We start from the raw sequence: 14,629 nt of genomic DNA, 5'->3' as shown, positions 1-14,629 counted from the left end.
TGCTTCCAGAAGCGATCGCTCCCGATCAAAAGCGAAGTCGTGAGTGTTACTTTCCAACCATGCTGATTGAGTTCAGTTCTCTAGAAAGGAATTGAAGCAGCAGGAGTTGAGCTGATTGCACAAAGAAATGGTCGCCGGGAAGCATTTGTAGCGAGAATTTAGCACTTGTCTGCTGTTGCCAAGCCTCAAGACGCTCAACGCTGACTTTGACATCCTGCAAACCACCAAAAGCAGTGATAGGACACTGAAGTGGCGGTTCGGTAGCATAAACATAAGTTTCAAGAACGGTAAAATCTGCCCGGAGGATGGGGAGAAGCAGTTCCATCAGTTCCACATTCTCTAGTACTGCTTCGGGAGTCCCGTTAAGACGGCGCAGTTCCTCGATAAAAGCGGGTTCTGGCAGAGCATGGATGGGCGGCTCTTTTGCCGGGATTTGAGGGGCGCTGCGACCGGATACAAACAGATGGACTGGACTCATCCCGTACTCTCTGCGGAGTAGACGTGCCACCTCGAAGCTGACGAGTGCGCCCATGCTGTGACCGAAGAAGGCAAATGGCTCGTCTAAGTATGGCAAAAGGGCGCGAGCGATCGCCTGCACCAGAGGTAAAGCCTGAGTAAATGGCGCTTCCAAAATCCGCTTTCCTCGTCCGGGAAGTTCGACAGCACAAACTTCGACACCCACAGGTAGACCCTGAGACCAGGTGCGAAAATTGAGCGCCCCACCACCAGCATAGGGAAAGCAGAACAGGCGCAGGCTGGAGAGAGGATTTGGCTTAGGACAATACATGATTGTTAAGGGTTGTTGCAGCGAATTCACCCACTGGGGGAGCATCCAGCAAACCGTTATCAATTAGGTAGGAAAAGTAGGGCGCAAACAACTCAGCCTCTAAGGGCGGACAAACAATAGAAGAACCGGCAAGCCCGTCTAGGGTATTCTGACAGTCAAACTGTAAAATTGCCGGAGTGGAGGCTGGTTCTTGTGATGTTGGTTGATTCATAAAATCCACTAGGGGAGACAAGGCATTTCCTGAAGATGTTTTAGCCGCCTCCAATAGTTCGCTGTGCCATTGATCGTATGAAACTTCCTGAAGGGGATAGCCAAACGAGCGAACCCAATTAATAACCTGGTTCCAATGGGCGGGATAGGGATTGACGATGTGAAAATCCTTGTTTAAGGATTCTTGCTGCTTGGATAGATAAGCGATCGCTCTACTCGCATAATCTATCGGAACTAAATTCACCATTGCATCACGCTTGGGAACGCTACCGAGTTGGATGCAACCTTTTACCCATCTGAAGGTATTATCGCTTTTGTTGCAAAGCCCGGTTTGGCTATGCCAGGATATCCGTCCGGGTCTGTAAATACAGACCGGAATTCCGCGATCGCGTGCAATCGTTGCTAACTTTTCGGCAACCCATTTACTCTGAGCGTAACCAGTATCTATCACTTCCTCAGGATTGATAGAATCCTGTTCTCGAATGACCCTGACTCCAGAACCGCCCGCCGGAGAAACAGCATTAGTGCTAGAAATAAAATGCACTGGCTTAAGTTTAATTAAACTTGCCAATCTCAAAACTTCCTGAGTTCCCAGTACATTGGCGGCTTTAAGGGCAGAGTATGGGTAAGTAAAATTAACTAAGGCACCATTGTGATAGATGACATCGATTTGACTAGCCATGTCTCGAAATTGTTCATCCGAAAGCCCTAAAAGCGGTTTAGACAGCTCTCCCATAACCGGGATAATTCTGGAGCTGAAATTTTCATCCCAAAGTGAGTAGGATTCCAGGCTATTTTGTAGCCGTTCTTTCCCAGACTCTGCATTAGTAGCACGTACCAGACAATAGATATCTGCTTGTGTTTGTTGCAAAAGTTCGGAGAGTAAAAAAGCTCCTAAAAACCCAGTTGCTCCAGTTAAAAAGATGCAACTTGGTTCAGTGACTAACTCAACAGGTATAGAGTCAGGGCGAATTGTCGGATCTAGGACAGCTTCAGCGTCTAGATTTAAATTCGAGGCGGGAGAAACAAAAGGAATGACTCCCTGTTTCATTTCGATGTTTTTCCCTAAATCGGCGATGGTAGGAGCATCAAAAAAATCGCGCAAGGTCAGTTCTATCTGGAAAGTTTCTCGCACCTTGGCAAGTAACTGAGGGATGAGTAAAGAGTGTCCCCCTAGGTCGAAGAAATTGTCATAAATCCCGACCTTTTCCAGTTTGAGAAGTGGAACCCAAATTCCAGCCAGTAGCTCCTCAACGCTGTTGCGAGGAGCTACAAATGTATCTGTTTCGGGTTTTATTGTCTCCGGTGCTGGCAGTGCCGAACGGTCTATTTTGCCATTTGGGGTAAGCGGTAAAGCTTTCAAAACTACGAAAGCAGAAGGCACCATGTATTCGGGTAGCTTCTCTTTGAGGAAGGAACGCAGATCGTTAATGAGTGCTGAATTTGAAACGATATAAGCTACTAAACGTTGTCCCAGTTCATCCTCTCGCAGCAAAACAATACTCTGACGTACCCGAGGAAATTGAGACAATACCGCCTCAATTTCCCCTAACTCAACCCGGAAACCCCGAATCTTCACCTGGTCGTCAATTCGTCCGAGAAACTCGATGTTTCCGTCGGGTAAATAACGAGCCAAGTCTCCGGTTTTGTAAAGTTTTGAGTTTTGAGTTTTGAGTTTTGAGTTAGGTGGGACGTCTTGTAACTCATTCCTCAAAATAGAGAACTCATCTCTCTCTATGAAGGAGTCGATAATAAATTTTTTGGCTGTCAGTTCCCGCTGATTTAAATAACCTCGCGCCAAACCAGCACCACCGATGTATAACTCACCCGGTACGCCAATTGGAACTGGCTGAAGATGAGCATCCAAGATATAAATCTGCGTGTTCGGGATTGGACGACCTAGAGGAACTGTTTCAGAAATACGATCCGCTTTCCCATCTGCTACCCGCTCTGCTACCTGATAGGTAAGTACGCCTACTGTTGCTTCTGTTGGCCCGTAATGGTTGAAGATTTGGCAGTTGGAAGCTAGTTTTTGAATTGTCTCAATCAAATTCCAAGTTAAAGCTTCACCACCAAGGATTAATCGCTTTCTAGGTAAGATGTGCGCGGGGTTAGAAGCTGTCAGTAAAGCCGATAGGTGAGAAGGAACAATTTTGAGGCAATCAATGGGATGTTTTTGAAAGTAATTTGTCAGTGCTTCTGGGTCAGTTGCGCGTTCTTGGGAGATTATATGGAGACACCCACCCGTACACAACGCTGGGAAAACAACGGTATGACCTAAATCGGCAGCGAAGGTGGAAATAATGGCATAACTGGCACCTGCTGGCAAATCTAGTCTGTTAATAATCCCGTTGAGATAATTCAGCAGTTGTTGATGCTCAATCGCAACTCCTTTGGGTGTGCCAGTAGAACCGGAGGTGTAAATTACATAAGCGAGGTTTGAGGGCTTTTGGATGGAATTTTGACTTTCAACTTCTATGGTTTCCCAATCTGTATCCAGACATACGACCTTGGCGCTGTGTTGGGGAATTTCTAAAAACTGTTTTTGAGTTAACAACACTGGCACTTGAGCATCTTGCAACATCAAGGCGAGGCGTTCTTTTGGCATTGCCGGATCTAGCGGTAGATATGCACCGCCTGCCTTGAAAATGCCTAGCATTCCCATCACCATTTCTAGAGAACGTTCAACGCAAATACCAACGACGACCTCTGGTTTAACTCCCAAGTTTTGCAGGTGATGCGCTATTTTGTTGGCACGATCGTTGAGTTCTCGGTAGGTTAATTGTTGATTTTCAAATACAACGGCAATGTTCTCTGGCGTGCGTTCTACTTGTTCTTCAAACAGTTGGTGGATGCACTTGGATTGGTGGTAATCAGTTTGAGTGTTGTTGAATTCAACTAATAATTCGTGTCGAGAGCGATCGCTCAGTATATTTAACTGACTGATTGCGGTTTCTGGATTGTTAGCAGCACTTTCCACTAAGCTATGAAATTGTTCTGCCAAGGCTTGAATCGCCTCTATACCGATGATGCCAGCATCATAGTCAAACTTTGCACTCAGCGACTCATCCCGACGCACGCAAGAGAGTTTTACTTTGAAGCGATCGCAGCAGACGTACTGCTGGTAAATCGCAAATGATAAATCGCTAGCAGAATACTTGTTTAGCTGTTCTTCAAACTCGAAACCGAAGGGAAAGCCGGATAAGGTTGCAGTGCTAATATTTTCCTGGCAGAAATACTCTTGCCAGTTATTGGCATCGTTTACAGACTGCTGAACTTGCTGTACGATTTCACTAAATCTCAAGCTGTCTTCTAGATGAGTGCAAAGCGGTAAGAATTTGGCAAACAGTCCTAGTGCTGGCTCCAATTCTTCATATTTTCGACCATTAAAAGCAGTGCTAACGATAATATCTGGTTGTCTAGTTAGTCGCCAAAGTAGAGTTTTCCAGCAAGCGAGTAAAACGGCTGAAATTGAAATATTGTATTTTTGCGCGATCGCTGTAATTTTGGCAACCAAATCTGGCTCAATCTGACACTCGATAGAGTTGAGGTCAAAATTAGCGGGTAAGGTAAGCAATTTATTCTCTAAAGGCAGCTTTAAATTAGCCAATTTAGAGAAATCTTGTTGCTTCCAGTATTCTTTACCTGTTAAATCCTCCTCATCCTCAAGCAATTGATTCTGCCACTCGGAAAATTGCACATATTGCACAACTTCTTCTTCGGCTATTTCCTTACCTTGAAGACTGGCGACATATCCTTGACTAATTTCTTGTACCAGATTCTTCAATGTCCAACTGTCGGCGCAAAGAGAAGGCAAAGTGACAATTAAAATATGTTTGTCATCCGACAGAGTTATGAGGGATGTACGCAGCAGCGAACCGCCTGGTTCGGAAGTAGAAATTGAGCGCCTTTCTTCTTGAATAATTGCCTCGATTTTTGCTTCTTGGCCCAGGGGATTGTAATTAGTTAGATTGCTGGAATGCCAAGAGGTGATGTGGAAGCGATCGCTAACTAATTGTATCGGAATTTTTATCCCAGGTTCTCGATGGAAACTTGTCCGGAGAATTTCATGACGATTGATGATTTGCTGCACAGCCTCTTTTAAAGCTGTTGCATTGAGATTGCCTTCTATCAAAATGGCAGACTGGGCGCAATAATTGGCGTTATCTTGTTGCAACGACCAAAGATATTTTTGTTGAGGAGAGATCCGAAATCCATTTATAGTTTGCATTTTTTAATATTCTCGCTACATTGCTTAATTTGCAAAACAACTTAAACTCGTTTGTCAATAAACTTTGGCAAGGAAACCGCAGATAATTGTTCGGATTTCTCAAAAAAAACTTATTTAAAGTTTAAGGCGAAAAATGCTAAATCCCTTTGCGGTTTCCTTGGCACTTCTTTGCGTTTAAAAACCTTCCTTTAAATCTCTTCGCCAGTCATCATTTCTCCCATAGCAACCACAATCTTCCGCGAACCTACAAATGGGTTACGGCTGTGTGCAGCCAACATATTGTCCAACATTAAGATGTCTCCTTCCTGCCAAGGAAAACTAATAGATGCCTGTCGATAAACTTCTTGAAGTTCGGCTATTACAGAATCTTCAATAGGAGTGCCATCTCCGTAATAGACATTCCGGGGCAAGTTTTCCTCTCCAAATACAGATAATAAAGAGGCGCGGACTGCTGGATCTAAGCAGGAGACATGGTGCAAGAAAAGTTGATTAAAAAATACTGTTTCTCCCGTTTTGGGATGTTTCGATATCGCCGGACGAATCTGGCGGGTTCTCAAACCATTGTCTTCTTTCCACTCAAACTCAATTGCAGCTTTCCGGCAATAATCTTCTACCACACTTTTATCGGTCGTTCTAAAAAACTCTTGCCAGCTAACATCTAATCCATCTGTATAGTTGCGGACGTACATAATTTGCTTTTGGGCAAATCTTTCTTTAAGTTCGGAATCGAGTAAATGGTAAACTTTGCGACAGTCGATAATGGGAGTTTCTCCGCCTTGCTGTGCAGCTTTGACGCAGAAAAACCAAATTTTTAAAGGCCAACAGTGTAAATGCGAACTCTCGTTATGAAACAAGATAGATTTATCCGCAGGATAAGGAGTCGAACCGTAAACTTGTCCGCTAACTCCTTCGCGGGGTAAGTCTCCGTATTCCCCGAATAACTGGGGACAAATGGCTTGGGCAAATTGCTCAAAAATAGACACTAAAGGTTCGTTAAAGCCTCGGAATAGAATTGCTCCATGTTGTAATAACTTGGTTTGAATTAATTCTTGGTTATTTTTTGCCCAGTCAACGATATCAACCTCGTTTACCGCAGGTTTGAGAATTAAGGGGAATGTTTCACCCGGTTGTAAATATTCGGTTTTGACTAATTCGCCTTTGGGCAGAGTTACCGCTTTGGGTTTGATGTTTTTGAACTTACTGAAGTTACTTTTTTCGCGTTTGACTTCTTGCATGGCTTTTTGTTTCTTTTCAGCTTCGGTGAGAATTTCTAAACGATTGAGGCGCGTATCCGGCTGGGCGACGATGCTGTTAAGGAGGGTTTCAAAATGGGCGGATAGGCGCGCGATCGCATCCGCATCAAATAAATCAGCGTTGTACTTCCAACTGCCAACAATGCCATCCTCTGTTTCTGACACGAATAGCACTAAATCAAATTTCGCTGTCCCGCCCTCTACTTCGATTGGGGTTAAAGTTAAACCCGAAAGTTCTAAAGTAGGTACGGGTGTATTTTGCATCACGAACAACACTTGAAACAGGGGAGTGCGGCTCAAATTCCTTTCAGGACGCAGTTCCTCAACCAACTTCTCAAAAGGCAAGTCTTGATGGACATAAGCTTTTAAAGTAATGTCGCGCACTCGCTTCAGCAATTCGCGGAAACTGGGGTTGCCACGCAGATCGGTGCGTAAGACCAAAATGTTGACAAAGAAACCAATCAACGATTCAGTTTCAACTTGAGTGCGATTGGCGACATCGGTGCCAACAATGATGTCATCCTGACTGGTGTAGCGGTGCAGCAGTGTCTGAAAGGCTGCCAGCAGCGTCATGAAGAGAGTTACACCTTCTTGGCGGCTGAGTACATTTAGTGCCCCAGACAGCTTTGGAGATAGCTCAAAGGATTGAATGCCAGCTTGAAAAGTAGAAGCAGCCGGTTGTTTGGTGGGTAGTTTAATCTGGGGCGGATTGTGACCTAACTGCTGCTTCCAGTAATCAAGTTTGGCTTCCAAAACTTCCCCTTGCAGCCATTGTCTTTGCCAAACTGCATAGTCTGCGTACTGTATGGGCAATTCGGGCAGTGGCGAGGGTTTCCCGGCACAAAAGGCTTCGTAGAGTGCCGCCACTTCCCGAATCAGTACCCCCATCGACCAGCCATCAGCAATGATGTGGTGCAGGGTCAGCAGTACCGCATTTTCTGCCTCATCCAGTTGTAATAAAGTGACGCGCAGCAACGGCAATTGAGTGAGGTCAAAAGGTCGTTGCGCTTCCTCCGTGGCAAGTCGCAGCACCTCAGCGTCTCGTTCGGATGGTGGCAATCGCAGGTCTATTACTGGCAGTTTGAAAGTCGCAGAGGGGATAATTACCTGAATGGGTTGTCCTGCGTCTGTCGCAAAGATTGTCCTTAAAGCTTCGTGACGCTGGATAATCGCCTGAAAGCTTTGCTCTAGCGCTACGATATTGAGCGCACCGACCAGACGCACTGCTGCCGAAATGTTATAGGCAGAATCGCCTGGATTTAATTGGTCGAGGAACCACAATCGCTGTTGAGCAAAGGAAAGGGGCAGTTTTTCCTCCCGCCCAACTGGCACCAGAGGCGGAATTTGAAGATTTTCTTGGGCGCGACAAGCTGTTTCGATACGTTCTGCCAAACCAGCGACTGTAGGCGACTCAAACAGGAAACGCAGGGGAATTTCAACTTGAAAGGCTTCCCGGAGGCGAGAAATTACCTGAGTTGCCAGCAGCGAGTGTCCGCCTAAGTCAAAGAAGCGATCGCGCATACCGACTTGCTCTAAACCGAGAACTTGAGTCCAAATCCCTGCGACAACTTCCTCAATGGCGGTGCGGGGGGCGATATAGGCGCTTTCTAACTCTGGTCTAGCGGTGTCGGGTTCTGGCAATGCGCGACGGTCAATTTTTCCGTTGGGTGTTAGAGGAATTGCCTCTAGCAGTACAAAGCTAGAAGGCACCATGTAATTAGGTAGCTTCTCCTTAAGGAAGGAACGCAGTTGTACGGGTGTCTTTGCAGCTTCCGCTGACTTCGGTACGACATAAGCAACTAAATTCTTATCGCTATTAGCCTCTCTAGCGATTACCACCGCTTGCTGCACTGCTGGATGTTGGCTGAGTACCGCTTCAATTTCCCCCAGTTCAATCCGGAAGCCCCGCACTTTAACTTGGTGATCAATGCGTCCCAAATATTCCAATTCACCATTCGGCAGATATCTCGCTAAATCTCCAGTTTTGTACAGTAATTCAGACTTTTCTGACTTCTCTAAAAATGGATTGGGAATGAACTTCTCGGCTGTCAGTTCAGGTCGATTTAGGTAGCCTCTGGATAAACCTTTGCCGCCGATATACAGTTCACCCGTAACACCCACTGGGACAGGCTGTAGATGGGTATCGAGTATGTAAACTTGCGTGTTGGCAATGGGACGCCCGATGGAAACGCAAGCGTCGCTACTTTCAACTGGATGAATAGTAGACCAAATCGTGGTTTCGGTAGGGCCGTACAAGTTCCACAAGCGCTCGCCCCGCACTAGCAATTGAGCGGCGAGTTGTCGCGGTAAAGCTTCGCCACCACAGAGGATTTTCAAGTTCTTGTTCCCCTGCCATCCTGCTGCCAAAAGCATTCGCCAAGTTGCAGGTGTTGCTTGCATGATGGTCGCCCCAGAATCGGTCAATGTTGTTAACAACTGTGCCCCGTCAGATGCGATTTCACGGGTGGCTACAACAACGCGAGATCCTACAGTTATGGGGAGGAATATTTCCAGCGCCGCAATATCAAAAGATAAGGACGTGACAGCTAGGAAATTATCTTGCTGGGTTATTCCTAATTTCTGGCGCATAGAAATTAGAAAATTGACTACACAGGCGTGGGAAATTTGTACGCCTTTGGGTCGTCCGGTTGAGCCGGAAGTGTAGATAACATAAGCTAAGTTGGAAGGATTTTTAACTGAATTTGGAGTGCCGATTTGTAGACTTTCCCAATCGTCCAAGCATACAACCTCGGCATTATGTGACGGTAGGGTATTTAACAGCCGCTTTTGGGTTAATAACACCGAAACTTGAGCATCGTCTAACATGAAAGCAAGACGCTCTGGGGGATAGGCTGGGTCTAGGGGTAGATAGGCTCCCCCTGCTTTGAGAATGCCCAGCAATCCCACGACCATTTCTAGGGAACGTTCTACACAAATTCCCACTAAAACTTCTGGCTTCACGCCGAGTTTTTGTAGATGATGCGCTAGTTGATTTGCCTTGGCATTGAGTTCGGCATAGGTGAGTTGCTGGTTTTCAAAAATAATGGCGATCGCGTCTGGTGTTCGTTCCACTTGTTCTTCAAACAACTGGTGCAGACAGCGATCCGTCGAGTCGTTCGTGTGAGTATTGTTCCACTCCACTAACAACTGATGCCGTTCGGGTTGCGTTAAAAATGGCAAAGTGGAGATAGAGCGATCGCTATTGGCAACAATACTTTCTAACAACGTTTGAAAATGTCCTGCCATCCGCTGTACGGTGCTGGCATCAAACAAGTCTTTGTTGTACTCAAATACTCCTGTAAGACCTTCTGGTTCCTGAGATAAGTTGAGTACCAAATCGAATCTCGCCGTTTGGCTCTCCATCTCTTCAAGACTGAGCGTAACTCCCGGCAATTCTAAAGTTTGTGTCGGCACGTTACGCAGAGAAAATAACACTTGAAACAGTGGGTTACGGCTCAAATCCCGATCCGGCTGCAACACTTCTACCAGCTTCTCGAAGGGCAAATCCTGGTGGCTGTATGCTCCCAGCGCCACCTCGCGCACCCGTCCTACCAACTCCTTAAAAGTAGGATTATTCGCTAAGTCGGTACGCAGAACTAAAGTATTCGCAAAAAAGCCAATAATCCCTTCCAGTTCGGCGCGGTTGCGGTTGGCAATTGGCGAACCAACTAAAATATCCTCCTGTCCGGTGTAGCGATAAAGCAATGTTTTGAACGCCGCCAGCAAAACAATGAATAAAGTTGCTCCTTGCTGCTGACCTACTTTAGTCAGTGCCTCAGTCAGCGCCTTGGACAAAACAAATTTTTCCTCTGCACCTTGGAAGGTTTGCACCGCAGGTCGCGGTCTGTTTGTCGGCAAGTCCAGTACAGGAAGATTGCCCCCCAATTGCTTTTTCCAATAAGCAATTTGAGACTCTAAAACTTCTCCTTGTAGCCACTGTCGCTGCCAAACTGCAAAGTCTGCATATTGAATACTTAATTCAGGAAGGGGTGAAAATTTGCTACTAGAGAAAGCTTTATAAAAGGTGACTAACTCTTGAATAAATATCCCCATTGACCACCCATCTGAAACAATGTGGTGCATCGTAAATAACACCACGTACTCGAATTCGCTCAGATACAGCAGGCTAACTCGTAGCAAAGGTGCCTGTGTGAGGTCAAAGGGTTTTTGCGCTTCTGCGATGGCGAATTGCCTTACTGCTTGCTCTCGTTCCGTGTTGGGAAGTTCCCGCAAATCGATGACTGGAAGCGTTAATTTTAAATCAGGGGTAATGACTTGAACAGGTTGCCCATTTACTGTCGTGAAGGCAGTCCGTAGGACTTCGTGACGCTCGATAATTGCGTTGAGACTTTGTTCCAGAGCGATCGCATCCAGCGTTCCCTCAACCCGCACAGCCGCAGGGATGTTATAGCTGGTATTTCCTGGCTCTAATTGGTCAAAAAACCACAACCGCTGTTGGGCAAATGACAAGGGAAACGAGTTAGATTCCCGGTTTTGGCGTGGTATTTGGGTTGGTGCAATCGGCTCTTTTTTCTGATTCAGCCGTTTTAGCAGCAATTCGCGTTTTTCTGGAGAAAGTCCGGCGATGCGAACGACGAAGTCGTCGCGCTTCGCTTCGCTTAAATTACTCATTTGCCTACTCCTTCCTTAGCCAAAACTTCTCGAACTTCTTCCTCCGATATTTCATCTAGCTCTGCTAACATCTGAGCCATCATTTCCTCATCGGTCTGTTCAGCGAGTTTTTGCGCGATCGCGACTGCTAAATCCGCGACAGTGGGAGAGTCGAAAAACTGCCGCAAGGGAAACTCCACATTAAAGGCGTCACGTAATCGGGAAATCACCTGAGTTGCTAGCAGCGAATGTCCTCCTAGCTCGAAAAAATTGTCGTAAATACCCACTTGTTCAATCCCAATCGCTTCAGCCCAAATTCCAGCTATTACCTCCTCAACATTGGTGCGGGGAGCAACAAACGTTCCTGCTAACTCTGGGCGAATTTGCTCAGGTGCTGGCAGTTTTTTTCGATCCACTTTCCCGTTAGCCGTTAAAGGCAGAGTCTTTAAAATCACAAAAGCAGAAGGTATCATGTATTCCGGCAACTTCGCCTTTACAAAAGAACGTAAGTCACCCATTAGATTTGATTGAGTAGATTCTTCTCTACTTCCCTGCTGCTGACTGAAAACCGAATAAGCAACTAAACGCTTGTCCCCAGACACATCCTCCCGAACTACAACTACAGCCTGTTCTACGCCTGGATGCTGCTTTAGCACCGCCTCAATTTCTCCCAGTTCGATACGGAATCCCCGGATTTTTACCTGATGGTCAATTCGGCCTAGAAACTCAATGTTTCCATCCGGTAAATAGCGAGCCAAGTCTCCAGTTTTATAAAGTTTTGAGTTTTGAGTTTTGAGTTTTGAGTTTTCTTCTGACTCCTGACTTTTGATATCAAATCCGTTTACCGCATCAGGAAAGCACCCCACCCCCAACCCCTCCCCGCAGGCGGGGAGGGGAGCCGGAGCCGTAGGCTGTGGCGGGGTGGGGTTCAGAGGGAATGCTGGTTCATGAAGGGAACTTGATATGACTGCTGAATTATTGAAAAATGGGTGGGAAATGAATCTTTTGGCGGTTAGTTCCGGCTGATTTAAATAGCCTCGCGCTAAACTCTCTCCACCAATGTAAATCTCGCCAGATACACCAATAGGCACAGGCTGGAGATGATTATCTAGGATATAAATTTGGGTATTTGCTAAAGGACGACCGAGTGGAACTGTCTTTGAAACATTAGCTACGTTCCCACTCTCCACCTGATAGGTAAGAACTCCAACCGTTGTTTCTGTTGGCCCGTAGTGATTGAGAATGCGGCATGATGGAGCTAAGTTCTGGATTTTCTCAATCAAACCCCAATTAGATGCTTCTCCACCCAAAACTAATCGCTGACGAGGCAAAAGAAATTTTGGTTGAGAGGATGACAGTAAAGCCGATAAATGAGAAGGAACGACTTTAAGGCAATCAACTGGATGCTGTTGAAAATATTGCGATAGCGCTTCAGCATCCGCAGCGCGATCTTGGGAGATGATATGCAGACATCCTCCCGTACACAAAGAGGAAAATAAGACTGTATTTCCCAAGTCCGCAGCAAAGGTAGAAACCATTGCGAAACTGGCACCATCGGGAAGATCCAATCTTTCCAAAATGCCATTGAGATAGTTAAGAATTTGCCGATGTTCAATCGCAACACCTTTGGGTGTTCCCGTAGAGCCAGAGGTGTAAATTACATAGGCAAGATTTTCGACTGTTGCAACTGATTCTAAGTTGCGATCCGAAGGCTGCGCGGTAGCGCAATCGCTCTCTTGTTGCATTTGCGACTCGGAATCTAAGCAGAAAACGGTAGCTGTCGAGTCGGGAAGGTTTTTGACTAACTGTTGTTGCGTTAACAACACCTTTGCCTGAGTATCTTGCAGGATGAACGCTAGACGATCCGATGGCAAGGTGAGATCTAGGGGGATATAAGCTCCCCCAGCCTTCAGCACTCCCAACAGTCCAACAACCATCTCTAGGGAGCGTTCTAGATAAAGACCGACTAAAACTTCTGGTGCAACACCCAGCTTTCGCAAGGAATGAGCGAGTTGGTTTGCGCGTTGATTTAACTGTTGATAAGTGAGTTGTTCGCCTTCGTAAACGAGCGCGATCGCGTCCGGCGTTTTTTCAACCTGTTGCTCAAATCGTTGATGTATTCCCTGAAATTGAGGAAAATCAATCTTGGTATTGTTAAACTCAATTAGAAGTTGCTGGCGTTCTACGTTGCTGAGAATACCTAACTCACTAATCGCAACATCTGGAGTTTCGAGGATACTATCAACTAAAGTGCTAAAGTTTTCAGCTAATCGCTGAATATCCGCTTCATCAAATAAGTTTGCGTCGTAGTGGAACTCGATACTCAAAGAGTCATCCCGCTCAACGCCAGCCAGTTTGATTTTGAAGCGGTCAATACAGGTGTAAAGCCGTTCAATTGAAAAGGTAACACCAGCAGCAGAACACTTAGCAAGTGACTGATTAAATTCAAAACAAACTGGAAAAAAGGATGAATCAGCCGAGGCATTCAAATCCCAGCTAAAGTATTCTTGCCATTGGTAAACTTCTTGCTGCGCCTGATGAACTTTTTGCAGTAAGTCAACAAATGAAAGCTTTGGTTCTAAATGGCTTTGAATCGGTAAATATTTGGCAAACAATCCCAGCGCTGATTCCAATTCCTCGTATTTTCGACCATCGAAAGCTGTCCCAATTACCAAACAGCCAGATTTGGTGAGCCGCCAAAGCAAAATTGTCCAGCAAGTCAGAAGAAATGACGACACAGTTCCATTCTTACTCACGAATGCTGTTATTTCGGCTAATCGGTCGGGATTGATTGTCTTTGTAATAAATTGCGGTTGAAAATTTGCTGGTTCTGAAACTAACTTTTCAAACGGTAGCTCGATATTTAACCGTGCAAAAAAGTCTTGTTTTCCCCAATAGTTTCGTCCCGCTTCCGTGTCTTCTCCTTCTAGCAATTCATTCTGCCATTCGGAGATATCTGCATACTGCATTATTTCATCGTCGAGTTCCGTACCGAGACAGCAAGCAGCGTATGTCCGGCTAATTTCTTTTGCTAAATGCTGTAAAGTTGCAGCATCGGCACAAAGACCCGGTAAATTAATCAGCAAAATATGCTTCTGCTCGGACAGAGTAATTAAGGATAGGTGTAATAGCGAATCTTGCTCAAAATTGCAGTGTTCATTACTTATTTTGTTAAAAAGCGCTTCCAGTTGTTTTTTTTGCTCTTGGATATTGCTAGAACTCAAATCAATAGATTGCCAGTTAATAGGGCTGCTATCTGAAATAACTTGTAAGGGAATCGTCATTCCAGGTAGACAGCGAAAATGGGTGCGAAGGATTTCATGTCGATTAACAATTTTTTGCAAGGATGCTTTCAACATCTCTACATTAAGAACGCCTTCAATTGAAAGATAGCACTTCGCTTGATAAGCTTGAAGCGAATCAAGTTGTTGCAAACCCCATAGGCGCTTTTGTTGCGGAGAGATTTGGAAGCCTTGAATGGTTCCATTTTGCATTTCTAGAACTTTATTATCCATTTTCAAAACTCACCTATGCTGT

The 14,629-nt window shown here is 45.6% G+C and carries 4 protein-coding genes; all 4 read right to left on the bottom strand.

Going from position 1 to position 14,629, the window contains the following annotated elements:
* Positions 1-46 precede the first annotated feature (46 nt).
* Complete coding sequence (locus NDI33_RS17520) at positions 47-787, bottom strand: thioesterase II family protein (protein ID WP_190677454.1); 741 nt, start codon at positions 785-787, stop codon at positions 47-49.
* Positions 774-5,228: a non-ribosomal peptide synthetase gene (locus NDI33_RS17515; RefSeq protein ID WP_190677452.1), complete on the bottom strand. Its 4,455-nt coding sequence runs from the start codon at positions 5,226-5,228 to the stop codon at positions 774-776. Before NDI33_RS17515 ends, NDI33_RS17520 begins: the two co-directional genes overlap by 14 nt.
* Positions 5,229-5,416: 188 nt before the next feature.
* Positions 5,417-11,113: a non-ribosomal peptide synthetase gene (locus NDI33_RS17510; protein ID WP_190677450.1), complete on the bottom strand. Its 5,697-nt coding sequence runs from the start codon at positions 11,111-11,113 to the stop codon at positions 5,417-5,419.
* The gene (locus tag NDI33_RS17505) at positions 11,110-14,607 is read right to left on the bottom strand and encodes a non-ribosomal peptide synthetase (protein ID WP_190677447.1); all 3,498 of its coding nucleotides are present in this window, start codon (positions 14,605-14,607) and stop codon (positions 11,110-11,112) included. The genes NDI33_RS17510 and NDI33_RS17505 overlap by 4 nt, the downstream gene beginning before the upstream one ends.
* Between the last annotated feature and the right edge of the window lie 22 nt (positions 14,608-14,629).

It is taken from the genome of Trichocoleus sp. DQ-A1 (genome assembly GCF_039961955.1).
Lineage (GTDB): Bacteria > Cyanobacteriota > Cyanobacteriia > Cyanobacteriales > FACHB-T130 > FACHB-T130.
This window is presented reverse-complemented; position numbering and strand designations above follow the sequence as displayed.